The following is a 24,856-nucleotide window of genomic DNA, read 5'->3' as shown; positions in this document are numbered from 1 at the left end:
GGTTTCTGATATAACATTTTACGCTGTGTCAATATAAAGGAGGCCGTTACCCTGTACGCGTTCATAAAGAGTGGGGGAAAACAATTAAAGGTTGAACCCGGCAAAATTGTCTCCATGGAGAAGCTTGATTCCAAGGTGGGAGACGTGGTTGAGTTCAATGAAGTCTTACTCCTCTCATCGGAAAAAGAGAAGCTCATCACCCCAGGCGAGTTAGAGAAGGTGAAGGTTATGGGGACCGTAGTCGAGCAGACTAAGGCCTCCAAAATAATCGTCTTCAAATATAAGGCCAGGAAGGGCTATAAGAGAAAGAATGGCCACCGCCAGCTCGTCACCAAGGTGATGATAGATGAGTTTTCAGTGGGCGGCAAAACCCTCGGCCCCGCGGAAACGGCGAAACCGGTCTCTAAAAAGGTCAAAGAAGAGACCGAGGTGAAGGTTTCAACCGAGATTAAAGAGGATATAAAGCCGGCAGTTATCAGCGAGGTCCAGCCGGTTGAAGAAAAGACAGAAGCAGCTAAGAAGGCACCGGTCAAGAAGGCCACAGCTCAAAAGCCGAAGGAGAAGGCACCGGCAAAGACGGCCAAAGCTAAAGAATCTAAGGAGACGGCGGCTGTCAAAAAAGAGGCCAAGCCGGCTCAGAAGAAGGCGGCAATAAAGTCGGTCGCAAGCAAAGAGGCAAAACCCGCTACGAAGGCGGCCGCAAAGCCAGCTGCCAAAAAAGCAGAACCAAAGGCTAAGGCCAAAGAGAACAAGGCAAAGGAAAAATAGACAAAAATATTCAAACTTCAACTGGAAGTTATAGATTTTGGGGGTTTAGATGGCACATAAAAAAGGAATGGGCAGCACCAGGAATGGCAGAGATAGCAAGGCCAAAAGACTTGGTGTAAAGAGTCATGGCGGACAGATGGTCAGAGCCGGGAGCATAATCGTTCGTCAGAGGGGAACCAAGATCGCTCCGGGCATAAATGTCGGTCGGGGTAGCGATGATACCCTGTTTGCCCTAAAAGATGGCGTAGTCAAGTTCTACGAGAGCAGAAACAAGAAGAAAGTTGACATTATCGTAGGCGCTTAGTCAAGCAAAAGTCGCGAGTTTAGTTCGAATCGGTCAAAATAGAAAAGTTCTGACTTGTAGGTCAGGACTTTTTGTTTTTTACTGGTTATGGTGATCAAATGTTTATAGATGAGGCAAGGATCTATGTGAAGGGCGGCGACGGCGGCAGTGGCTGCGTCAGCCTTCACAGAGAGAAATATAGACCCAAGGGCGGTCCCGACGGCGGCGACGGCGGGGATGGGGGAAGCGTCATATTCGAGGTGGACGAGGGTCTAAGGACCCTGGTCGATTTTTGCTACCGCAAGCAGTTCAAGGCCGAGCGGGGAGTCCACGGTCAGGGCAACAATAAGCACGGCAAGCGAGGCGAAGACCTCGTCTTACGAGCCCCCCCCGGCACGGTTGTCAAAGACGAGAAAGGTGAAATACTATTCGATCTCACCTACCATGGTCAGCAGGGAATTGTGGCGCACGGCGGCCGGGGCGGACGAGGCAACGCTCACTTCGTCTCAGCATCGAGAAAGTTACCCAGATTCGCTGAGAAGGGGGAGCCGGGTGAAGAGAGATGGCTCAATCTAGAACTTAAACTCTTGGCTGATGTAGGCTTGATAGGTTACCCAAACGTTGGAAAGTCGACCTTGATATCGAGGCTTTCAGCGGCTAAACCCAAAATTGCCGACTATCATTTCACCACCATAGTTCCGAATCTTGGCGTGGTAACCCTTGCGGATGGTCAGAGCTTCGTCATGGCCGACATTCCTGGCTTGATTGAAGGAGCCCACAAGGGAGTAGGCCTAGTAGGCCACGACTTTTTGCGTCACATCTCACGGACGGCCATTCTGGTTCATGTCCTAGATCTTGCCCAGGTCGAAGGGAGGTCCTTCAAGGATGACTTCGAGAAGGTCAACAACGAGCTTAAATTGTATGATGAAAGGATCTTTGCAAGGCCGCAGATAGTTGTGGGCAATAAGACGGATCTTGGCTCAGCCAAGGCTGAGGTTGACGGGGCCAAAGAGTACTTTAAGTCCAAGGGGTATCCGTTTGTCGCCATATCGGCCATAACTGGAGAGGGGATCGATGATCTCCTCTGGCTTATCAAAGAGAAGCTTGATCTTACGCCGGGCGAGGAACTTTTGGGCCAGATAAAATCCTTTAGGGTCTACAAGTACGATAAACGAGAGGAAGACGACTTTTTCGAGGTCAAAAAGGAGAAGGGCACGTATCATGTCGTCGGCAAGTCGGTCGAGAGGATGGTTGTCATGACCGATCTCGGCAACGAAGAGGCCTTATCATATCTTCAGCAGAGGCTGAAGAAGCTTGGGGTAGAAGAGGCTTTGACCAGAGCTGGAGCCAAGGGTGGCGATCAGATCATGATCAGCAAGGTCATATTTGACTTTCAACCATCTGAGAATTAAATTTATTTAAAACTTTAAGGATGGACTAGAACCCGTGAGCAGTCAAAAGAGGATAGTCGTAAAGGTCGGATCAAGCCTTATAACCGCCGCCTCGGGGCGCCTGGACGATGCCAAGCTGGAGAAGCTGGTCGCCCAAACGGCCAAGGTGAGAAAACATGGCGACTTCATCATCATTGTTACCTCGGGAGCGATAGCCGCCGGGATGGAGAGCCTCGGTATCGACAAGAGACCTAAGGATATTCCCTCTCTTCAGGCGGCGGCCTCGGTCGGTCAAGGTCTATTGATAGAACGCTATTCGAATCTCTTCGATAAATACGGGGTCAGGGTCGGTCAAGTCCTGGTCACCCAGTTTGATACCACCCATCGTCAACAGTATCTAAATACCAGAAACACCCTAAACAAACTCTTCGAGCTAGGCGTCGTCCCAATCGTGAATGAAAATGATACGACCGCTGTTGATGAGATAAAATTTGGCGAAAATGACACCCTGGCTGCCTTGGTGGCAAGCCTGGTCGGAGCCGATCTTTTGATACTTCTCTCCGACATAAAGGGCCTCTGCACCACCGACCCCAACCTAGATGAAAATGCCGAGATGATCTGCGTGGTCGAGGAGATAACCGATGAGATAGAAGCTTTGGCCGGTGGAGCGGGCAGTAAATTCGGCTCGGGTGGCATGATAACCAAGATAAGGGCGGCCAAGATTGCGACAATGAGCGGGGTCTCCATGGTCATCGCAGATGGCATGAGAGAGGACGTGATAGTCGATGCGGTGGCTGGCAGAGAGGTCGGTACCCTGTTTAAGCCCTCAAAGAAGAGGCTTTCCGCAAGGAAGCTTTGGATAGCCTTTGGAAAGGCGTCCAAGGGCGTAGTGGTGGTAGATGCCGGAGCCAAAAAGGCGGTAATAGAGGGAAGAAAGAGCCTGCTTCCTGCCGGTATCTTGAGTTATACGGGAAAATTTTCGGTCGGCGATGCGGTCGATGTTGCAGATGAAGAGGCCAAGGTTTTTGCCAAGGGATTGACCAATTATGCCTCTGAGGAGATGGATAAGATCAAGGGGCTTAGGGGCAGAGAGGCCCTTGGCGAGATATCCGAAGGAGCGAGCGACGAGCTGATACACAGAGATTGCCTCGTCGTCTTTTAACTCTTTTGAGACGGGACAGAGAGAGGAAGGGATATGAGCGAAGTATTCGATCTTGGTAAGATGGCCAAGGCCGCTTCGGTCGAGCTTGCTTTGGCATCGACGGCGACAAAGGATGAGGCCCTTTTTGCGATGGCCGAGGCTCTGATGAGCGAGAAGGATGAGATACTTTTGGCCAATGCCAAGGATATGGCCGAAGGAGAGGTAAGGAAGATATCGGCCGCCCTCATGGATCGCCTCCTATTGACCGAGGAGAGGATAGCGGACATGGCGAGCGGTCTTAGAGCGATAGCCGTTCTCAAGAATCCCATCGGCGAGGTTATGGCGGGGTGGCGTCTCAAGAACGGTCTAAAGATTCAGCGCGTCAGAGTCCCCCTTGGCGTCATCGCCATAATCTATGAAGCTCGTCCCAATGTGACGGTCGATGCGGCTGGTCTTTGCGTCAAAGCTTCTAATGCCGTGATCCTTAAAGGAAGTTCGATAGCGGTAAATTCTAACCTGGCTCTGACCAAAGTTATCTCAAACGCTGCGGTGAAGGCAGGTCTTCCCGAAAACGTTATTCAATCGGTCAGAGATACCGACCGGGCAGCCACGACCGAACTGATGAAGCTGAATCGGTTTGTCGATGTCCTGATACCCAGGGGAGGGGCCTCTCTGATAAATTCTGTCATCGAGAACTCGACCATCCCCGTCATTGAGACGGGTGTTGGAAATTGTCACGTCTATCTGGATAGAGCCGCCAACTTGGAGAATGCTAAAAAGATCGTCATTAATGCCAAATGTCAGAGACCGGGCGTCTGTAACGCGGCCGAAAGCCTCTTGATCCACGAAGAGCTCTTTAAGAGCGGGTTTGCCAAAGAGATCCTTGCCGAGCTATCGGGCTCCGGGGTTGAGATATTCGGCTGTGAAAGGATAGTCTCCGTGTTTGAGAGCGCTAAACCTGCTAGCGATGAGGATTGGGCAACCGAGTATCTCGATTTGAAGATGGCTGTTAAGGTAGTATCCTCGCTGGATGAGGCGATTTTACATATTCAAAAGTACGGAACCAAGCACTCCGAGGCAATCGTGACGGAAGACTATTCGGCGGCAAAGAGGTTTTCTGACGAAGTCGATGCGGCCGCCGTCTATGTAAATGCCTCAACCCGTTTTACCGACGGCGGCCAGTATGGTCTCGGAGCCGAGATGGGTATAAGTACGCAAAAGCTTCACGTGAGAGGTCCGATGGGCTTAGAATCACTGACCTCGATGAAGTACTTGGTTGAGGGGACCGGCCAGATCCGTTTGTAGGACTTTAGGATTTTGATTCGAATTTAAGGGGGGTTTAAGGGATTGAGAATAGGGATCATGGGGGGGACATTCGACCCCATACATAATGGTCACTTGGTCACAGCCGAGGAGGCCTTTGTTCAATTCGAACTTTCTAAGGTCATCTTCGTTCCGGCTGGAATTCCGCCCCACAAGGATGGCCGGATTTCCTTAGATCCTGTTGAACGTTATCTGATGTGCGTGATTGCGACCGCATCCAACCCAGATTTTGAGGTCTCAAAGGTAGAGGTGGATCGGCCCGGTCCCTCATATACCGTCGATACCATAAGGCATTTTAAAAAGGTATTCGGGAGCGAGGTCGAGCTCTTTTTCATAACCGGTGCCGATGCGATACTTGAGATAATCACCTGGAAAGACGATCGCAAGATCGCTGAGATGTGCCGGTTCATCGCGGCGACTCGGCCCGGCTATTGTCTAAAGAAGTTCGAAGAGCTTCACGTCCTTCCCTATCAAGGCCGGGATGTAGAGCCGAGGCGGCCAAGAATCGATATCATGGAGATACCGGCCCTTGCCATCTCATCTACGGATATAAGAGAGCGGGTTAAGAAGTTCCACCCCATAAGGTATCTCTTGCCGGAAGGGGTGGCCAACTACATCTTAAAGTCGGGTTTTTACGGATGACGGGGAGAGGAGTCGGCCAAAAGGAGATGATTCAGAGGCTAAAAGGCTTTCTTAGCGAGGATATCTTAAGTCACTCCTTAAGGGTGAAGGATGAGGCCGTAAGGCTGGCTTATGAATTTGGCGTAAACGAAGAGAAGGCGGCAGTGGCCGCCCTAATGCACGATCTTGCCAAGGACTTAAAAGGAGAAGATCTGATCGAAAGGGCCAGGTTGATGGGATATGATTTATCAGACTTTGATGAGATGGAACCCCACTTGCTGCATGGCCCGGTCGGCGCGCATATAGCCAGGAAGGAGCTTGCCATCGGCGATGAGGAGATCCTAAGGGCCATAGCCAGCCATACGATCGCCGATGTGCCCATGAGCCGCCTCGATATGCTAATATATATAGCTGACAAGATAGAGAAAACTAGATCATATGAGGGAGTTGAAGAGATTCGCAACTATCAGGGCAAGGATATTATTGACGTCTTTGAGACGGCATGTAAGCACTCCCTAAATTATCTATTGAAGACGGGCAAATTAATTCATCCACGATCCTTTGAGGTGTGGAATTGGCTCCAATTATCAAAAAGCGGAAGATCATCTCGAGTAATGGGATAAGGTTAAGCAGAAGGCTCGCCAAAAAAAGGAGGAATAAGAGGTTATTTATGTTCCTCATATTAATGGCCGCCCTTCTTAGCGTCTTCTTTACCGTCTTTGACGGCCAGCTCCCCGAGCCTGCCAAGGAGTTGCCCGAAAAAGTTGTTCTCTTCTTCTCCAACATAAATCCCTTCTCCTCGAAGTCGGACGATACCGTGACCCCGAGCTCTAGAAAGCTGGATGACGATCCCAAGAGGACGATAGTCTTGGTTCTTGGGATCAACAGCGAATCTGGCAAAGAGCTGATAGATGGCGCCACGGTCCTCTCTCTCGACTTCTCGGAGGAATCTGTCAACGGAATCTCAATACCGAAGGATACCTTCGTTGCCGTTCCGCCACTAGGTTTTAAAAGGCTTAGCGACGTAATAACCTTAGGGGACGAGTCGAAGGCCATCGGAGCCATTCAAGACCTTCTGGGCGTAAAAATAACGGGTTTTGTCAAATTGAAGGCGGCCGATTACCAGACGATCTTGACAGATCAATTCGAGGGCATCTTCGACAAGGATATCGGCAGCGATCTCTCCGAGGCGGATAAGACCAAAATAGACTCACTTATAACCAAGACCAGGAGCTTTGATGATATCGGCATAGTACCTCTGCCGGTAAAGAGCTACGTGGTCGGCAACGAGAGCTACTTCGAGCCCATTGATGATGAGCTGGAAGGCTTGATCGAGCGGATCTGGGGTATAAAAGTGGAGCGGGTGGCCAAGATCAGCGTCATGGTCTATAATGGCTCGGGCATTCCCGGAGTTGCGGCCGATGCGGCAAGCAAGCTCATAAACGGAGGATTTGAGGTAATTAGAAGCAAAAATGCCGATAACTTCGATTATAAAGAGACGGAAGTTTGGGACTATGGCCAGGGTAGTGAGGCTCCCCAGAGGATCTTGGAGATTCTAAAAGTCGGCAAAATAGTCAAGAAACCGGTCACTCAAGATATCGCCGACGTTTTAGTCGTCATAGGTCATGATTACAAGCCAGAGACTCAATAGAGTATCTTAAAACACAAGGAGTAAGATTCTGGATCCAATCGAGATAGCCAAGAAGGCGGCCAATGCTGCCTGGCAGAAGAAGGCCGAGAATATCATGCTTTTAGACATGCGCGACCTCTTCTCTATCTTTGATTACTTCCTGATTTTAAGCGCCAAATCATCCCGCCAACTCGATTCCTTGGTTCAAGCCATTAAGGACGAACTGATAGAGGAAAAGGTCAAACCGATCGGCATCGAAGGCGATGGCGAGGCTGGCTGGGTCTTGATGGATTATGGCAGCGTGGTAATCCATATCTTTACTGAAGGACTTAGGGATTACTACTGCATAGAGCGGCTCTTTAAGGACGCTCCAAGCCTCGAGGTCGAAGGGATAGGTTGAGTCAAACTCCCTTTTACGCCATTGACTTGAGCCATCTTCATCTATATAATTACGACGCAATTGAAGATCCGGCGCTAAGTTGATCGGTAAAATTTATACTTAAAGCCGGCTCTGGGCAGATGCGGGGTCCCAAAAGGTCCGAAGGCCCAAAGCGAGAGGTATGATAGAATCTTTGCGTTAACGATCTTTGATCGCGTAATTTAAAGGCAAATTTGGGGATGTAGCTCAGGGGGAGAGCGCCTCCTTGGCGTGGAGGAGGTCGAGGGTTCAATTCCCTCCATCTCCACCAATTTTGCAAGCTGGATCAAAACGCGAAGAGGCCTTTCGTCCCAAGGGACGAAAGGCCTCTTAACTTTAGGGGCGGCAGAGAGATGAGCACGGAGAGATACGATTTTACCTCGGTCGAGGCGAAATGGCAGAAGAGGTGGGAGGAGCTCGGTATCTACCGGTCCAAAGCCGACTCTGCCAAAGAGAAGAAATATATTCTGGAGATGTTCCCCTATCCTTCGGGCAATATCCACATGGGCCACGTCAGAAACTATTCTATAGGCGACGTTCTGGCCCGCTATAACAGGATGCGCGGCTTTAACGTCCTCCATCCCATCGGCTACGATGCCTTCGGTATGCCGGCCGAAAATGCCGCCATCGAGCGGGGTGTCCATCCCAAGGACTGGACCTATCAAAATATCGAAACGATGAGGGGCCAACTGAAGAGACTTGGCTTAAGCTATGACTGGGACCGGGAGATAATCACCTGTAGCCCCGAATATTACCGCTGGGGCCAATGGCTCTTTTTGAAATTTTTTGAAAAGGGGCTCGCTTACCAGAAGAAAGCCAATGTAAATTGGTGCCCATCCTGCGAGACGGTTCTTGCCAATGAGCAGGTTGAGGGGGGCGGCTGCTGGAGATGCTCAACCCAGGTAGTTAAGAGGGAACTCAAACAGTGGTTCTTCAAGATATGCGACTATGCCAAAGAACTCCTAGATGACCTTGGAGAGCTCGGCGGCTGGCCCGAAAAAGTCAAGGTGATGCAGGAGAACTGGATCGGCCGCAGCGAAGGGGCTATGGTCGACTTCACCTTGGAAAGCGGCAAGACCGTCACGGTCTTTACCACCCGTCCAGATACCCTCTTTGGCTGCACCTTCTTTCTTTTGGCTCCCGAGCATCCCCTGGTAGATGAGCTCGAGATGGACTCAGGCCGCAAAGCGGCCGTGGATGAATTTCGAAAAAGCTTGGCTGCGGTGAGTGAGATAGACAGGACTTCTGCTGAGATCGAAAAGAGGGGTGTCTTTACTGGCTCATACATAATAAATCCAGTAAATGGCAAGAGGGTTCCGATCTGGCTTGCCGATTACGTCCTGATGGATTACGGAACCGGGGCCGTCATGGCGGTGCCGGCTCACGACGAGCGCGATTTTGCCTTTGCCAAAAAGTATGACCTTGCGATAAGAGAGGTCGTCGCCGAGGAGAAGGGGGCCGCCCCAAAAGACGGGGCTCAAATGAGAGAGGCCTTCAGCGGCAATGGCTTTCTGGTAAATTCGGCCCGCTTCACCGGTCTTGAGAGCGATGCCGCAAAAAGGGCCATCGTAGAGGAGCTTGAAGGCCAAAAGAAGGGCAAGTCAGCCGTGAACTACAGGCTTAAAGATTGGCTCATCTCCCGCCAGCGCTATTGGGGAAACCCGATACCGATAATCCACTGCGAGCGCTGCGGAGCGGTTGCCGTAAAGGAGGAGGACCTTCCCGTAATCCTTCCCGAGGATGTTGTGATAAGCGAAAAGGGCGGCTCGCCCTTGGCCAAGCATGAAGGATTTTTGAATGTCTCCTGCCCCAAGTGTGGTGGAGAAGGAAGACGCGAGACCGATACCATGGATACTTTCACCTGTTCCTCGTGGTATTTTCTAAGATATGTGAGCCCTAAAGATGATGTCGCCCCCTTCGACAAGGAGGCTGCCGCCTACTGGATGCCGGTCGATCAATATATCGGCGGTATCGAGCATGCCATCTTACATCTTCTCTATTCCAGATTTTTCACCAAGGTCATGAGAGACATAGGCCTCATTGATGTCGGCGAGCCGTTCAAAAACCTTTTAACCCAAGGCATGGTCATCAAGGACGGGGCCAAGATGTCAAAATCCAAAGGGAACGTCGTCGATCCTAGAGAAATAATAGAGCGGTATGGGGCCGATACGGCAAGACTATTTATCCTCTTTGCCTCCCCGCCAGAGAAGGAACTCGATTGGAGCGATCAAGGCGTTCAGGGTGCGTACCGCTTCTTAAATAGACTTTATCGCATAGTTATGAGAAATATTGAAGCGACCTCGGCAGGCTCGAAGGCCCTGGCCGATGAGTCGGACAAAGAACTATTAAGGGCTCTCCACATAAGCATAAAAAAGGTCACCGGCGATATAGAGCGATTCAATTTAAACACGGCCATAAGCGCCATAATGGAACTGGTAAATGCGAATTATAAGCATTATGATGATGGGGGCTCAAGAGGGGCAGAGGTTGAGACCATCTCGGCGGTCACCGAAGGTCTGCTTCTTCTTCTCTCTCCCTTCGCTCCTCATCTGGCCGACGAGCTCTTCGAGGCCGGTGGTGGGGAGGGGAGCATTCACTTAAGAGCTTGGCCGGCCTATGATCCCGATTTGGCAAAGGCCGACGAGTTAACGATAATCCTTCAAGTCAACGGTAAGGTCAGAGATAGGGTAACCGCCCCTGCCGATGTCGATGAAGAGGAGATGAAGAGACTGGCTTTGACCAGTGAAAGGCTTAGTGAGTTTATAAAAGACAAAGAGGTAGTCAAGGTGATAGTAGTTCCCAAAAAAATTATTAATCTGGTTGTGAAGTAGATGGATGAAGAGATAAAAGAGAGTGCCGAAGAGTTTGCTTTCAAAAACGAAAAAACCGTAAGAAGCGCCGAAGTTAAGAGACCCTCCGGTTTTATAACTCTGGTCAAAGAGACGGTGCTCATAGTAATTATCGCAGTCCTGCTCTCGCTCATCATCCGCCTCTTTGTTGTGGAGGCTACCATAATCGAGCAGCACTCGATGGAGCCGACTCTGCATGATAACGACAAGGTCTTTGTGAGCAAGATCACCTACCAGTTCAGCTCGATTGAAAGGGGAGACATCGTCATTCTTAAAGCCCCCGACGGCTCTAAGAATCTTGTCAAAAGGGTTATAGCTTTGGCCGGCGAGACGGTTCAAATAATAGACGGAGATACCTACCTGAACGGCGAGCTCTTGAGTGAACCATACGTTGAGTACTTCGATTCTACCAATTATGGTCCGGCAACAATCGGGGAGAACGAGGTATTCGTGCTGGGAGACAATCGCAGGAATAGCATGGATAGCAGGTCTTTTGGGCCGATCTCTCTCGAATACGTAACCAGCAAAGTCTTCTATCGCTACTGGCCGGTCTCGGGCGTCGGGCCGATCGTCTGAATGAATCCGGTTAAAAAATAGACTTATTAAAAGGCTGCAAGCGAAATGATCAACACAGATGAGACATTTTTAGTTCTGATAGATGTCCAAGAAAAGCTGCTTAGGGCCATGCACGATTCTCAAGGAGTCCTTGATAACGTGGTAAGACTCGTCAAGGGGGCCAAGGTTCTAGGTCTTCCAATTGTATGGCTCGAGCAGAATCCAAACGGTCTTGGCCCAACCGCTCAACCTGTCGCAGAGGTCCTTGATGGCGAGGAGCCCATCGTAAAGCTCTCGTTCAGCTGCTGCGGCAATCAGGATTTCATGAGGACGATCAAGGCGCTTGATAGAAAGACCGCCCTTATCTGTGGGATCGAAGCTCACGTTTGTGTCTATCAGACCGCGCGGGATTTGAAGGAGGCGGGCTATGAAGTTCAAGTTGCCTTCGATGCCACCTCATCGAGAAAGCTCGAAAATAAGATGATAGCTTTAGAGAGCCTGAAGGCGGCGGGCTCAAACATAACGAGCGTGGAGACGGCCCTCTTCGAACTCTTAAAGGTGGCCGAAGGGGACATGTTCAAGAAGATCCTCGCCGTCATTAAGTGATCGAGCCTTTGCCATCGCTCAAGCTTCAAACTGATCAATAAGGACATTGGGGCGGCTTAAATTCATTCGATGCCCAAATCCTCTTTGGAAGCATCATCTTAAATTAGGTCGCAATCGTATTCTTTTTTAGCGTATTTGGCGGGAGTCACCACGCCTTCAGTCTTCAAGAAGAGATAATGACCAGGGTCTGCTTGACCGAGGATAATGGTTATTATAGACTTCTGTTTTGAAACGAAGTCAAGATTTAAGCGGGTGTTTATGGATAGAAGCACTATAGAGGCCCTACTATCGGTCTCTCTGAGTTCGATCTTTGCGGTCTTTGGGCAATTATTCTTAAAAATCGGGATGAACAAGATCGGTGAGATCGCTCTCGACGGTCCCATCGCGGTCTTGTCTAAACTCTTTACATCGTTCAAAACGATTGATGTTTTGATAGGATTCATTCTCTATGCGGCCGGAGCCATGCTCTGGATGATCGCTCTGTCAAAAGTCGATTTGAGTTATGCCTATCCCTTCGTGATCCTGGCGTACATGGGCGTCATCTTAGTTTCCTGGCTCTTCCTCAAAGAGAGCATCCCAGTAACGCGAGGGATTGGAATATTTGTGATCCTACTCGGGACCATCCTGGTTGCCATAAGCTATAAGACACAATGAAAAAACCTCTTCAAGTGGGTTTGGGATTGAAAAAGAGACCTTATCAATTAGCCTTACTGTTCATAATATTAATTTATCTTTTTATCACGATTAACTCCATTGTCAACTTCGGCGATATGCCTATCTATGCCACTCCCGATGCCATCCATTATGAAATGATGGCAAAGCAGCTCATAAATAAGGGGATTTATGGCTACGCCTCCGAGAGCCCGAATGCTTTTGTCACCCCAACTTACCCGCTCTTCTTAACCTTGATTTACTGGATAAGCGGATATGCCAACAAAGCGGGCGGTCCCCATCTCTTCATCCGCATCTTTCAAGCCATCCTTGGCGCGTTCACTCTCTATTTCACTTTCCTCTTAGGAAAACGTATATCGTGCGAGAAGGTCGGTCTTATGGCCGCAATTCTGCTCGCCCTGCACCCGTCCTTCCTCCGGGGACCGATATTTCTGCTTACCGAATCTTTGTCCACATTCCTCTTCATCGGCTATATATATTACCAGATGGTGGCGCTAGACAAGAGGGATAAAAGGCTCTTTTTCTTGACGGGAATCCTTTTCGGCTTGGCCGTCCTGTCAAGGCCGAGCACCTTCATCGTACTGATCGTCCCCTTCGCCTACAGTTGGTTCACCACAAACAGGGAGGGTCTGGTCAGGTCATTTGCGATCACCTTGATCGGATTCTCTCTGATAATGCTGCCTTGGGTTGCAAGGAATGCCCTTATTCTGGGCACGCCGGCTCCGTTCTCAACTCACGGCGGCGATCCGCTTCTTTCAGGAGTCGATCCATACCATTATGAACTGGGGTCAGAATATCGGCATCGCTGCCCCACCTATAAGGAGTTCATCAAAGAAGAGCCGGCGGGCGAGACGATGACCGGTTATGCCGTCAAGGCGATAGCCAAGGGCTTCAAAGAACAACCTCTCCTCTACTTCAAGTGGTTCACCTGGGGCAAGTTCTGGAGGATGTTTGAGGCTCCTTGGGTTACGCAGGATAAAAATATGTATCGCTCCGTGATATTCGACCACTATATGATAGTAATCTTGGGCTGGGTCGGCGTAGCGATGAGCCCAAAAGCCAAGAATTTGAGGATGATCTCCTTGATTCTCTTGGTCTTTACGGCCGGGCTACTTCCCTTCATGGCCGAGACTAGATTCGTCTATTGCATAATACCGCTTCTGTCGCTGACTGCGGCCGAGGTCATTCATCGCGCTTGGAGCTTTGAAGATGTATAAGGGAAAGAAGATCGCGGCCGTTGTTCCGGCCCATAATGAGGAGAGCTTTATCGCAGAGGTTTTGGGCTCGATTCCCGACTTCTTCGACAACGTCTTTGCGGTCGATGATTCGAGCAGCGATGGCACATTGAGGATGATCGAGGAGCTGGCCGCCTCAAATCCAAAGATAAAGTCGCTTAAGACGCCAAAGAATCTGGGAGTCGGCGGTGCGACCACGACCGGATTCAAGGAGATTATAAAGTCTCACCGAGATGTCGAGATAGTCGTCAAGATAGATGGCGATGGGCAGATGCCCCTTGAGCGGCTCGAAGATCTATTGTCTCCCCTGATCGAGGGGGATTACGATTATGCCAAGGGTAACAGGTTTTTGAAGGGGCACGATTTGGAGAGGATGCCAAAAGTCAGACTATTGGGCAACCTGATCCTGACCCTTTTGACGAAAATAGTCTCCGGTTACTGGAATATCTTCGACTCTCAAAACGGCTTCTTTGCCGTCAAGCTTAAGTGCTTGGAAGAGATATCTCTGGATAAATTACATCCCGGCTATTTTTTTGAAAACGACCTCTTGATCGCACTAAATGTCTATGATTTTCGGGTGAAGGACGTTGCTATTCCATCCATTTATGGGGAAGAGAAGTCGGGTGTGAGTATCTTCAAAACTGGTCTAACATTCCCGTTTCTGCTCTTTCATCGCTACTGGCGAAGGTTCTATGCCAAGCATATCCTAAGGAATTTTTCGCCGGTCGCCCTCTTCATGATACCTGGCTCAATCCTTTTTACCATGGGGCTATTTTCCAGCATCTACCTATGGCTAAGGTCTATTTTCAACCCCAAGCCGACTCCGGTTGGCACGCTCCTCATCGTTCTGGTCCTTCTAGTCTTCGGCTTCCAACTGATATTACAGGCGGCCGTACTCGATATCCAGGAGTCTCAAAAACTCTCCTAGAGCTCATCTATTTCAGCTTGGATAAATCCTTATCCCCGTAATCGGATGAGACTGCTATTCGTTTTATCACGAAGGGATCGAAGAGGGAATCATCTTCGATGACGGTCCGGCCATGGACGAAGAGAGACCTATAGCCAACTTCACGGGCGATTTGTCTCACCCTCTCATCCGATTTGCCGTAAGGGGCGACTAGATGCGAGCACGGGCCCAGGTTCTTCTCGATGATCCTCTTTGAGGCGGTGAGCTGATATCGCAACTCGTCTTGAGCAAGCGAGGTCAAATCGAAGTGATCGAAAGAGTGGCTGGCCACCTCGACCAGACCGGACTCCTTCATCTCCCCAAGCTCCTGCCAAGTCATTTTGCCATCGATCGGATAGGGCTCACGTCCGCTTGGCAGATAAGCGACGGTGAATTCGACGCCGTATTCTTTTGCTAAGGGGAAGGCGTATTCATAAACTGATCTTAGGCCGTCGTCGAAGAATATGAGAATCGGCCTCTTTTCTGTAAATTCCAGCTCCAGGCGGTAGTAGGCCAAGAGCTCGTCCACTGTGATGGGCTCGAAGTTTTGAGATATGTATTTGAAGTGCTCTTCCAGCTTATCTTCTGCGATGGTGTCGTAGTTCTTTATCCTTACATTTTCAACCTGAACGCCGTGATAGGCCAAGACCGGTATCTCAGGAAGGTCTTGGTAGCTCTTTCTTTTGAGTGCTTCGCTTTTCATGTCGCCCTGGCCCGGGATCGAAGTCCTCCCCTCCCAAAAAAAGAGGAAAGAAGAGATGGTAAGGGCCAGGATGATTAGAATCCAGAAAGTTTTAAGTCGCAAGTGTCCTCCAAAAAATCTTTGCCCAAGCTGTTTTGAGCGGCTCTTAGCCCTTCGTATTCTAATTCTTTTATTTAGATTTGCCAACGCAAGCGGACTGATGGCAAGTTAACATACATTTAACCTCAAGATAACATCAGTGAAACCGAGCGGCCTTACCATAGTCATTAGAGCCAAGTAGCTCAAATCCAAATTTTACGGGGGTGATCAAATTGGGAAGTTTTTTAAATTTTTCAAACGGCGGTGCCATTAGGTTTATGAAGAGGGCGGCGGTCAGGACCTTTATTTTCATGATGGCCGCCCTCTTCCTGACCACGGGCCTCGCTTGGGCGGGAGATCCGAGCGGAGCTGTGACCGGAGGGGTGGCCGATGTGATGGCGGTAAACGTTGGCAGTCCGACGCTTCTGGGGGTGGCTCAGGATCTCGGTCACCTGCTTGACAATTAACGAATTGTTAACCTATCCTAAAAGCTCTTTGTATAGACACGATTTTAATTTAAGTTAGGGGCAGATAGAGATGAAGCAGACCTTTATCGATAAAACGAAAAAGAGACAAAAAAGAGAGATCCTATTCAATCCCGGTCCTGTAAATGTGGCAGATAATGTGAAGCGGGCAACTATATTTCAGGACATCTGTCATCGTGAGGCCGAATTCTCTCATCTTCTATCAAGCGTCGAAAGCAGGTTGCTTGACCTGTTTGAGATGGAAGATGAATCTCTCTATCGGGTGGTCTTTTTGACCGGATCGGGAAGCGCAGCCAATGAATCCATCCTCTCCTCGGTCGTCGGTGAGAAGAGGATACTCATCCTCTCCAACGGTGAGTTCGGCGAGCGGCTATATAAGATATCTAAAATACATAACGAGCAGACCGTCCAGCTTAAATTCTGTTGGGGCGAACCGCTGGATACCGAGGTCATCGAGTCCTGTGTTGCAAAGGGCCAGGTGGATATCGTTGCGATGGTTCATCATGAGACCAGCACCGGGATGCTAAATCCCATCGAGTCAATAGGCAAAATCTGCAAGAACCATGGGAAGATGTTCATCGTCGATGCGGTCAGCAGCGCAGGCGGCGATGAGATTGACGTGGAGAAGTCCGGCATCGATTTTCTTTCCGGATCATCTTCCAAGGCGATCTCCTCGCTCCCCGGTCTCTCGTTTGTCCTTGGCAAGAAGGCTGAATTCGAGAAACTCAAGGAGGTCAAGTCCAAGACCTCTTACCTCAGCCTTTATAAGCACTATCGTTTTCTTGCGGGTCATCTTCAGACGCCAAATACTCCCGCGGTTAACCTCTTTTTTGCCCTTGATGTCGCTCTTGAGAATATTCTGACCCAAGGGGTAGCCCAAAGAAGGCTGCACACGGCCGCACTTGCCAAAAGACTTAGGGCGGGACTGAAAAGGTTGAATCTTCAGCTTTTGATAGACGAGAGTCGGATGTCATCGGTTGTGACTACCGTCAAGATGCCGGATTATATCGAGTTTAATGACTTAAAGGATAACCTTAAAGATAGGGGAATCGTCATCTATGGCGGCAAGGGCCCCCTTAAAGAAAAGGTGTTTCAAGTCGGCAGCATAGGCGAGCTGAGCCTGAATGATATCGATTATTTTCTTGAGGCTCTGGGAGAGATACTCCAAGTATTCATGTTTCCCGATCTCTCGGTCCCATCTTCCCCAGGTCAAGAGGAGATAGATTCAGCCGGCTTGGAGAATCTGGTATAGCTTGGATGGTTAACGAAACCGAGCGGGCCGAGCTGAAGAGAAGGCTAAAAGAAGCCGCAAAACCAGCTTGCTTCGGTAATTGGGCCGATAATTACGGGTATCCTCTGACCAGTTTGATACTTCCCGCTGCTGTCAAGATCGGCTGGCTGACTCCAAATGTTGTGACCATACTATCATTTATCATATACGTCATCGGATCGATGTTTCTCTTCTTGAACTTCTCCGGTCGCCTCCAACTGGCAGCCCTTCTCTTGGTCCTCGGCTATATTGGAGACCAGCTCGATGGCCAGATTGCAAGGGCGAGGGGGCTTTCGAGTCATATTGGAAATTACCTCGATAAGGTCGTCGATGTCTTAAAAATCTACGTGATAACCATCTCTCTTTCTATCTCACAATATATTAGATATGACGATGTCCTCTGGGTCTTTCTCGGCTTCACCGCTTGCTTCTTCTTCAATTTTCGCTATTACATAAAGCTCGAGACCGTCTTGAGTGAGGCCATGAGGGACGAAGCCTACCTTAAGGCCTCCGCCCTTAGGCAAGAAGAGCTTTTCAAGGAGACCCTGGCCGAGCGGAAAGAGTTGAGGGCAAGTCTTGGCGGCCAGATAAAACTATTCTTCAAGAAAAACGCAAGCATAATACTGGTCGACGAGGCCGAATTTGCGATTTTTACAGCCTTCTTCGCCCTTATCAATAGACTTAAGATTGCCCTTATACTTCTGGCTGCAAGTCAGGTCTTAATCGCGTTTTTTAGACTATTTCAGAGGGGGAGCCAGATATTGAGGGCCAAGGACGGGCTTTTGGATCCGATGCGCAAGTAAAGCTTACGATATGCGACTGGGAGTTGGATTGGGCGATAACTTGAAAGCTGTGATCCTTGCGGCCGGAGTCGGCTCGAGAATTAGGCCTCTCACCGATGATAGACCAAAGAGCTTGATAGAGATAAATGGAAGGGCGATCCTTGAGAGGATGCTAGGCGGCATTATCGGAGCTGGAATCGATGAAGTCGTGGTTGTAACCGGCTATCTCAAGGATAACATAGAGAAGCTAGTACATGATAAGCCTTATGATATCGAGATAGAGATAATCGAGAACGCCAGATACGCCGAGACCAATACCGCCTATTCTCTCATGCTCGCCAAAAGCCATCTTGCGGGATCAAGCTTTCTTAAGTTCGATGCGGACGTCATATTTGAAGAACGGGTTCTTGCTCGTTTGCTTGAAGCAGGTGGAGCAAACATTCTTTTAGTTGACGGGGATATCCATCTGGGTCAAGAGGAGGTCAAGGTGGAAGCCGATCAAACTGGCAAGGTCACAAGGGTCGGCAAAGAGGTCGACCCTAAAAAGGCGATTGGTGAATCGATAGGGATAGAGAGGATAGATGCTTCAACTTCTCGCAATCTCTTCCATGAGCTTGAAACGATGATGGAAGATCCATCCAACCTTAACGCCTACTATGAAGCGGCTTACGAACGCCTGATAGAGGCGGGAGAGGTTTTTTTAGCTCTTGATATAACCGGTCTCAGATGGGTTGAGATAGACACGATCGAAGACTTCAATCTCGCCAAAAAGCTCTTTACCCGCCCCTAATTTTAAGGCCTCTTTGGACTATCTCTAAATCATTCCTTCAGCACAGGCCAATCTTTATAGCTAAAATAATTCGATTTAAAAACATATCATTTTGCTCTAAAATTAGAAGGGTTTATTTTCTAGTTATAGAATAGATTATCATGTGCAGAAGATAGTCATATAAAACGAAGAGTGGTCCTTTTGGAAGAGCTTAAAGAGTTGCTCCAACGAATAAAAGAGGCTTCAATCTTTAGTAATAGGCAGTTGGCCGGTCTCATCCTTCTGTCCGTCATTCTTTTTGGGGGCATACTGATCGTCCAGAAATCGTCAAAGCCAAAAAGGGTAGAATTCAAGGAGTATGATATGCTTGCGGAGGGTGAGGCTCAGGAGGCCGCAGAAAAAGAGATAGTCATTCACGTCTGCGGCGCGGTTAACGCAGAGGATGTCTATACTTGCCTTGAAGGAGACAGGGTTAAGGACGCCATAGACAAGGCTGGGGGAGCCAGGGCTGATGCCGATTTAAATTCACTCAATCTTGCAGCAAAACTGGTAGATGGCCAGAGGGTCTACATCCCGACGATTGATGAGAGATTGGCCGCCCAACCCTTCACGGGCTCTAATTTTATCGAAAATAGTTTGATAAATATCAACCAGGCGACATCGGATGAGCTTGAAAAACTTACCGGCATAGGTCCGACGATCGCAGAGCGGATCGTAGAATATCGCAATGATAATGGTCCATTTCAAAGAGCCGAAGATCTTCTGAAGGTGAAGGGGATCGGTGAGAAGAAGTTCGAATCACTCAAGGACGAGGTCTCGGTCTATTGAGACCTAAGATCCCACCCCTTTTCCTTTTTGCCGCATTTCAGATTTTGGGTCTCAGCTTAACCTACCACTTCAGACTCGATTTAAAGATCATCATCCCTTTTGTTTTTTTAACATTCCCAATTCTGCTCTTTCGATGGTCTCAACGATCGGGAGCAAATAGCATTCTTATCATCTTGATCTCCTTAATCCTTGGCGCTCTTGCGATGAGCCTTCAGATAGCTCGCGTGGAAAACGGCATTTTGCCCAGGCTCGCTAATGAGAAGAGGGAGGCTCAGGTTTCCGGCAAGATAACATCGGCTCCGAAAAGGTCAGGTGATGGGTCTTCTCTTGAGATAGAAGTGGAAGCCGTCTCATTTGATGGGGGTTTTTACAGAACCTCTGAGCGGACGAGGGTGGAGATCCAGGGGGAGGGGCTAGATCTCAAAGATGGGGAGAGGATAATCTTTTCGGGCAAACCGTATCGCCCAAGTGAGGTGGTGGGCACATCATTTGATTACCGAGATTATCTTTTGAAGCGTCATGTAGCCACCATCTTTTTGATCTCCCCACAAGATATAATACATAGAGAGAGCAGCAGCGGCAGACTTGAAACTTTCAAAAGACGATTGATCGACGGCTCCAAATCGGCTTTGACCAAGGAGGAGTCGGCGGTATTGAGCGGCCTTCTCTTTGGCAAGCGATCTGAGATACCGGCTAAGGTCAGAGAGGATTTTTCAGACGCCGGCGTAGCCCACGTATTGGCCGTATCTGGTCTTCATGTCGGGATTATCGGAGCCCTTCTCTTTCTACTCTTTTCAAGATTTTCCGGCCGGTTAAAACATCTATTCGCTATCTTGGGAGTTGGATTTTATGCTTTTCTGGTCGGCCCGGCTCCGTCACTTATCCGGGCGGCCGTCATGCTGATCCTCGGATATATCGGATGGTATCTTGGGAGGGAGAAGAATTCTCTTTCGGCCATGTCGCTGGCCGCTATTTTAATCTTGACCTTCAGTCCGCTCTCGATTTTCAATGTTGGTTTCCAGCTCTCTTTTCTGGCCACCCTGGGGATAATCCTCATCTCTCCAATTATCGAGGGGTTTTGTGATACCGGCTTTAAATGGCTTGACAAGTCCTTGGCAGTAACGGTTGGCGCCCAAATTTTAGTCTTTCCGCTCTTAATCAAATATTTCAAGGAGTTCTTCATCTTAACCCCGGCTGCAAATCTCATCATCACCCCGATCTTGGCCCCCATACTATTTTTAGGCCTTATCGCCTCTCTGCTCTTTCTGATCTCACCCATCTTGGCCTGGCCGGTTTATAAGGTTGCAGCCATCTTGATCGATCTGATGCTCGCCCTTGTCCGTCTCTTCTCATCACTTCCGGGTATGAATATCTCAGCAACGGAGCCTTCGCTCTGGATCATCATCCTCTATTATCTGGTTGCGATGGTGATCTTGGAGCTCCTGAGAAGAAAAGGGGCAAAGTTGAACATGAAAAAAATCATCTATGCGGGCCTGGTGACCCTGACCATTACGATATCAATCCAGGTGATCGCACTTCATTTTGCACCTAGCGGGCCGTCTGTGACATTTTTTGACGTAGGTCAAGGGGACTCCGCCCTCGTCCTTGGCGAGAGCGGAGAGACGATCCTGATAGACGGTGGCGGCAATTACGGAGCCCTAAGCGAGCGCTTAAGAAAGATGAGAGTACGCAAGTTGGATCTGATAATCCTGAGCCATCCACACGAGGATCACATGGAAGGTCTCTTTGGAGTTATTGACGACTACGAAGTCGGTCTGGTGCTGGATTCCAAAAAGGAGTCGTATTCAGCATCATATCTCGACTTCTTAACGGTCGTAAAAAAGAGGGGCATAGAGCACAAAGATGGCGCAAGGGGCGATGAGATCCTGCTTGGAGAGGAGATCAAGGTCGAGGTTTTGACTCCGGATCGAGATGATGAGGAGGCGAGCTTAAACCCAAATGACGACTCGATGGTCGTAATGCTTGACTTAAGCGGGATGAGGGTGTTATTTACTGGAGACATCGAGGAAGGGGGCCAAGCTGAGATGATAAGGGCGGGGTTGAATGTAAAAAGTGATGTATACAAGGTCGCACACCACGGCAGCGCAGACGGCTCTCTGATCGAGTTCTTAGAGCTTGTCGATCCAAAAGTGGCCGTGATCTCAGTCGGAGCCAATAACCGGTTCAATCATCCAGACAAGGAGGCCCTCCTTGAGCTTGAGAGCCTTGGGGTAGACATATACCGGACCGATCGGGACGGTGATGTGACCGTAAGGCTTAGCGATTTTGCAATAAGGGTTGAGAAGGGGCGCTGACTTCGCTTAATATTATTCCCCTAGGACTAATGAGCAAGAATGGTTGGTGGAGAGGCCTTGGCCAAGAAGAACAAGAAGGAGATAAAACCGGTCTTTTTGATTTACAGTAAGGAGCGCCTGCTCTTGGAGGAGGCGATAGGAAGGCTGAAGGAGAGGCTGGACGAAGAGGCCAGCTCGAAGATCGATTTTGAGATGTTGCGGGGGGGCGAGGTAGCTCCGGACCACCTTCTCCAGGCCCTAAATAGTGGCTCTCTATTTTCGGCCAATCGTCTTGTCCTGGTCGATCAGGCCGACCGTCTGGAAGTTAGCGACGAGGTCTTATCCTACATTGAAAATCCCATGGAATCGACCTATCTGGTCCTTATGGCTGAGAAGTTCGACAAGAGAAGTCGACTCTACAAGCTCGCGGATAGATTGGGCTACGCCTTTGAATATAAGCCCCCAAGCCGCTCCGAGCTTCCGGACTGGGTCAAGAAGAGGTTTTTGGATAAGGGGGCGAAAGTAAGTCTTGAGGCCGCACAATATCTCTGCTCCAATGTCGATAACGATCTTATGGTGTTAAGCGGTGAGATAGAAAAAGTCCTCCTCTATAACATGGGCAAAAAGGAGATATCTCTCTCCGGTCTTAAGCCGCTCATAACCAAGTCGTTTGAGATGAGCGTATTTGAACTGGTTGAACTCATAGGCGAGCGAAAAAAGACGGAATCATTTACGGTTTTAAGGACTCTGATCGCCCAAGGTCAGGCCCCCTCCTATCTCTTTCATATGATTCTGCGTCAATTCAGACTGATCCTAAAGACCAAGGTCCTTCTGGAGAGGCGGGCCTTGGCCCGCTCAGGTCTTGCGGCCGCCCTAAAACTCCCCCCCTTCGTGGTCTTAAGATATGAGAAACAGAGCAAAAGATTCTCCTTTGGCGAACTAACCAGAGTCCACTCCCACCTTCTTGCTGCCGATGTTGAGCTCAAGAGCGGTAAGAAGGCGGCAGATCTCATCCTCGAGATGTTGATAGAAAAGATAATCGAAGAGAGTTGAGTAGAAATTGGAACACCCACTCTGCTTCCATCGTCAAATCGACGAAACGATGGAAAGGATGTGTGATATGAGAATCAGAATCGAGAGGGATTGGAAGACATTTTTACTGGTTGCGGCCATCGCCGGCGCGATAATCACCCCGGTTCTCTTTGGGTCTCTAAATTACTGGTTTGCCGAGAGTGAGAGCGGGGTATTTATCGATGATTCACAGAGGATGGCCGGGGATCTGCCCGCACCTGAGGCTTTTCAAGAGGAGTCAGCCAAGCTTGCCGGGGATGAGCCGGCTTTACCCGCTCTCCTTGAAGGAGAGGGGCTCTCTTCAAGCGATAGGCTGGTCATAAAGAACAAGTTCATCGAGATGGCGGTGGATGATCTTAGGGAGAGCTTTCGCAAGATTGATGAGGTGGCCAAGAAGTTTGGCGGCTATACCTTAAGCTCAAACATCTATTCCAATGAAGACGACTATCCCGTCCTGCTCAGAGAGGGGGGAGGCGGAGAGGAGATCTCGCTTTCTGGAAACATTATCATCAAGGTTGCCGCCGAAAATTTCGAAGCGGCCGTGATCGAGCTGAAAGAACTGGGCAGGATAGAGTCCGAGCAGGAGACCCTGGCCGAAGTCAGCGAAGAGCACATAGATCTTACGGCTAGACTTGGCAATTACGAAAGGCAGGAGCAGCGCTATCTTGAGATATTGAATGCGGCCAAGACGGTTGAGGATATGGTCAAGATAGAAGAGGCTCTGACCAGGGTGAGAGGAGAGATCGAGTCGATCAAAGGTCAACTCGATTATCTTGATAGAAATATTGCCATGGCGACCATAACCTTGGATCTTACGGAGCCAAGATCGATAACCCAGCCCATCTTCGACTTTCGGATCGCCGATGCCTTAAGGGCCGTCTCCAAGAACCTGATAGGTATCGTGGGCTTCCTTATAGTCATGATCGGCACTCTCATGCCCTTCGTCCTCCTTGGCTATCTGGGTTGGAGGGTATATATAAGGTTTGTTGAGAAGAAGAAGGTCAAGGAGACGGGAGCATAACGCGACTAATCAAGGTCAAAAAAATCAGGGGTGCTAGCCAAAGGCTAGCACCCCTAAAACATGTAAATCCTTCTCTGTCTATTCAGTCTTCTTGGCAGCCGGCTTTTTAGGAGCTGGCTTCTTTGCGTCTTTCTTGTCTTCAACCTTCTTGACAACCGCCTTCTTTGCGGTCGTCTTCTTTGCTGTCTTCTCTTCGGCCGGGGTCTCTACCGCGGTCTCCTCAACCTTCTCTTCAACCTTGGGCGCTACCTTCTCGGGCATTGCCGAAAAACGCCTGGACAAACCGGATTTCTTGTTTGCGGCATTGTTCTTGTGGATTATTCCCCTTGAAACCGACTTATCGAGAGCCTTTACTGCGTTCTTGAGCGAGGTCTCTGCCAAGGTCTTATCCTCTTTATCAACCGCCACGTTGAACTTTTTAATCAGGGTTTTCAGTGCTGACTTGGCATCCTTATTCCTCTTGTGTCTCACCTCAGCCTGCCGAGCCCTTTTGATTTGAGATTTAATATTTGCCAAAATTTCCTCCCATATTGTTAAAACAGTGCGCAGTATAACACATCGATTTTTAACTGACAAGTTAATGTGTCACGAGTGTCACGAGCAAATAAACTGTCCTCATCTGTAGCACATAAATTGTCCGGTTATTGATTAGAATGTATGACTATAGAAAGGAGGTCATACATGAGACGAACGGAGATACTACAGGAGGCTTTGAAGATGAGATTTGAGGAAACATATAAAGGATGGAAGAAGGGGAGTTTAACCCAGGAAGAGGCGGCGATTTTACTTGGTGTCTGTGCCCGTACATTTCGGCGTTATCTGGTTCGGTATGAGGATGAGGGGACGGGTGGCCTTTCTGATAGGCGATTAGGGCAGGTATCACACCGATGCGCGCCGGTGGATGAGATTATGGCCTTATCTGACCTGTATAGCAACCGGTATAGAGGATTTGCCGTCAAACATTTTTATAGTTGGTATCGCAGGGAACATAGCGGCCAACGGAGCTATACATGGGTAAAGAACAGACTACAAACAAAGGGATTGGCGCCAAAGACCTCAAGGAAAGGGAGACACCGTAAACAGCGTCCCCGCGCGCCCTATGCCGGCATGATGCTGC

Annotated in this window: 25 protein-coding genes, 1 tRNA gene and 1 pseudogene; 25 read left to right on the top strand and 2 right to left on the bottom strand. The window is 49.3% G+C overall.

Annotation, left to right across the window (positions count from 1 at the left end; all coding sequences use genetic code 11):
- Positions 1-63: 63 nt before the first annotated feature.
- From rplU to QMD53_01430, 16 genes are all read left to right on the top strand, one after another.
- On the top strand, positions 64-768 hold the full coding sequence (gene rplU / locus QMD53_01505; protein ID MDI6799353.1) for a 50S ribosomal protein L21: 705 nt from the start codon (positions 64-66) through the stop codon (positions 766-768).
- A 49-nt stretch (positions 769-817) separates the two neighbouring features.
- Positions 818-1,072, top strand: coding sequence for a 50S ribosomal protein L27 (gene rpmA / locus QMD53_01500; protein ID MDI6799352.1), 255 nt, complete (start codon positions 818-820; stop codon positions 1,070-1,072).
- A gap of 98 nt (positions 1,073-1,170) precedes the next feature.
- The gene (obgE, locus tag QMD53_01495) at positions 1,171-2,463 is read left to right on the top strand and encodes a GTPase ObgE (protein MDI6799351.1); all 1,293 of its coding nucleotides are present in this window, start codon (positions 1,171-1,173) and stop codon (positions 2,461-2,463) included.
- A gap of 34 nt (positions 2,464-2,497) precedes the next feature.
- Positions 2,498-3,604 carry a glutamate 5-kinase gene (gene proB, locus QMD53_01490; protein MDI6799350.1) on the top strand — a complete coding sequence of 369 codons (1,107 nt, stop codon included), beginning with the start codon at positions 2,498-2,500 and terminating at the stop codon, positions 3,602-3,604.
- A 33-nt stretch (positions 3,605-3,637) separates the two neighbouring features.
- Positions 3,638-4,888: a glutamate-5-semialdehyde dehydrogenase gene (locus QMD53_01485; GenBank protein MDI6799349.1), complete on the top strand. Its 1,251-nt coding sequence runs from the start codon at positions 3,638-3,640 to the stop codon at positions 4,886-4,888.
- Positions 4,889-4,930: 42 nt separating this feature from the next.
- Complete coding sequence (nadD, locus tag QMD53_01480) at positions 4,931-5,548, top strand: nicotinate-nucleotide adenylyltransferase (protein MDI6799348.1); 618 nt, start codon at positions 4,931-4,933, stop codon at positions 5,546-5,548.
- Positions 5,545-6,150, top strand: a complete 606-nt coding sequence (gene yqeK / locus QMD53_01475; GenBank protein ID MDI6799347.1) for a bis(5'-nucleosyl)-tetraphosphatase (symmetrical) YqeK — start codon at positions 5,545-5,547, stop codon at positions 6,148-6,150. Before nadD ends, yqeK begins: the two co-directional genes overlap by 4 nt.
- 47 nt (positions 6,151-6,197) lie before the next feature.
- The gene (locus QMD53_01470) at positions 6,198-7,178 is read left to right on the top strand and encodes an LCP family protein (GenBank protein MDI6799346.1); all 981 of its coding nucleotides are present in this window, start codon (positions 6,198-6,200) and stop codon (positions 7,176-7,178) included.
- A gap of 43 nt (positions 7,179-7,221) precedes the next feature.
- Complete coding sequence (rsfS, locus tag QMD53_01465) at positions 7,222-7,557, top strand: ribosome silencing factor (GenBank protein ID MDI6799345.1); 336 nt, start codon at positions 7,222-7,224, stop codon at positions 7,555-7,557.
- Between the two features lie 214 nt (positions 7,558-7,771).
- Positions 7,772-7,846, top strand: a tRNA-Ala gene (locus QMD53_01460).
- Between the two features lie 82 nt (positions 7,847-7,928).
- On the top strand, positions 7,929-10,406 hold the full coding sequence (leuS, locus tag QMD53_01455) for a leucine--tRNA ligase (GenBank protein ID MDI6799344.1): 2,478 nt from the start codon (positions 7,929-7,931) through the stop codon (positions 10,404-10,406).
- Positions 10,407-11,000, top strand: a complete 594-nt coding sequence (gene lepB, locus QMD53_01450) for a signal peptidase I (GenBank protein MDI6799343.1) — start codon at positions 10,407-10,409, stop codon at positions 10,998-11,000.
- Between the two features lie 45 nt (positions 11,001-11,045).
- Positions 11,046-11,585 carry a hydrolase gene (locus QMD53_01445; protein ID MDI6799342.1) on the top strand — a complete coding sequence of 180 codons (540 nt, stop codon included), beginning with the start codon at positions 11,046-11,048 and terminating at the stop codon, positions 11,583-11,585.
- Positions 11,586-11,843: 258 nt separating this feature from the next.
- Entirely contained in the window at positions 11,844-12,239 is a 396-nt protein-coding gene (locus QMD53_01440) for an EamA family transporter (protein MDI6799341.1), read from the top strand.
- Positions 12,240-12,355: 116 nt separating this feature from the next.
- Positions 12,356-13,474, top strand: a complete 1,119-nt coding sequence (locus tag QMD53_01435; protein ID MDI6799340.1) for a glycosyltransferase family 39 protein — start codon at positions 12,356-12,358, stop codon at positions 13,472-13,474.
- Positions 13,467-14,420 carry a glycosyltransferase family 2 protein gene (locus QMD53_01430; protein MDI6799339.1) on the top strand — a complete coding sequence of 318 codons (954 nt, stop codon included), beginning with the start codon at positions 13,467-13,469 and terminating at the stop codon, positions 14,418-14,420. Before QMD53_01435 ends, QMD53_01430 begins: the two co-directional genes overlap by 8 nt.
- Positions 14,421-14,427: 7 nt before the next feature.
- Here QMD53_01430 and QMD53_01425 read toward each other — a convergent pair whose 3' ends face one another.
- Positions 14,428-15,243: a polysaccharide deacetylase family protein gene (locus QMD53_01425; GenBank protein MDI6799338.1), complete on the bottom strand. Its 816-nt coding sequence runs from the start codon at positions 15,241-15,243 to the stop codon at positions 14,428-14,430.
- Positions 15,244-15,452: 209 nt separating this feature from the next.
- Here QMD53_01425 and QMD53_01420 point away from each other — a divergent pair, with 209 nt between their 5' ends.
- From QMD53_01420 to QMD53_01385, 8 genes are all read left to right on the top strand, one after another.
- Positions 15,453-15,686: a hypothetical protein gene (locus QMD53_01420; protein MDI6799337.1), complete on the top strand. Its 234-nt coding sequence runs from the start codon at positions 15,453-15,455 to the stop codon at positions 15,684-15,686.
- 70 nt (positions 15,687-15,756) lie between these two features.
- A complete protein-coding gene (locus QMD53_01415; GenBank protein ID MDI6799336.1) occupies positions 15,757-16,956 on the top strand; it encodes an alanine--glyoxylate aminotransferase family protein in 1,200 nt (399 codons plus the stop codon).
- Positions 16,957-16,961: 5 nt separating this feature from the next.
- Entirely contained in the window at positions 16,962-17,777 is an 816-nt protein-coding gene (locus QMD53_01410; GenBank protein MDI6799335.1) for a CDP-alcohol phosphatidyltransferase family protein, read from the top strand.
- A gap of 28 nt (positions 17,778-17,805) precedes the next feature.
- On the top strand, positions 17,806-18,546 hold the full coding sequence (locus QMD53_01405) for a phosphocholine cytidylyltransferase family protein (GenBank protein MDI6799334.1): 741 nt from the start codon (positions 17,806-17,808) through the stop codon (positions 18,544-18,546).
- A 180-nt stretch (positions 18,547-18,726) separates the two neighbouring features.
- Positions 18,727-19,353, top strand: coding sequence for a helix-hairpin-helix domain-containing protein (locus QMD53_01400; GenBank protein ID MDI6799333.1), 627 nt, complete (start codon positions 18,727-18,729; stop codon positions 19,351-19,353).
- Positions 19,354-19,397: 44 nt separating this feature from the next.
- Positions 19,398-21,668, top strand: coding sequence for a DNA internalization-related competence protein ComEC/Rec2 (locus QMD53_01395; protein ID MDI6799332.1), 2,271 nt, complete (start codon positions 19,398-19,400; stop codon positions 21,666-21,668).
- 57 nt (positions 21,669-21,725) lie between these two features.
- Positions 21,726-22,700, top strand: coding sequence for a DNA polymerase III subunit delta (gene holA, locus QMD53_01390; protein ID MDI6799331.1), 975 nt, complete (start codon positions 21,726-21,728; stop codon positions 22,698-22,700).
- Positions 22,701-22,749: 49 nt separating this feature from the next.
- Entirely contained in the window at positions 22,750-23,739 is a 990-nt protein-coding gene (locus QMD53_01385) for a DUF4349 domain-containing protein (protein MDI6799330.1), read from the top strand.
- Positions 23,740-23,997: 258 nt separating this feature from the next.
- On the opposite strand, the pseudogene rpsT reads toward QMD53_01385, so the two are convergent.
- Positions 23,998-24,255: pseudogene (rpsT, locus tag QMD53_01380) on the bottom strand (30S ribosomal protein S20).
- 165 nt (positions 24,256-24,420) lie between these two features.
- Here rpsT and QMD53_01375 point away from each other — a divergent pair.
- On the top strand, positions 24,421-24,856 hold a 436-nt coding region (locus QMD53_01375; protein ID MDI6799329.1), incomplete at its 3' end, for a transposase.

The sequence above is a fragment of the Actinomycetota bacterium genome (genome assembly GCA_030017835.1).
Taxonomy (GTDB): Bacteria; Actinomycetota; Aquicultoria; order UBA3085; family Oleimmundimicrobiaceae; genus Yes70-04.
Note: the sequence above shows the minus strand (reverse complement) of the source record. Positions and strands in the feature narration are given on the sequence as shown.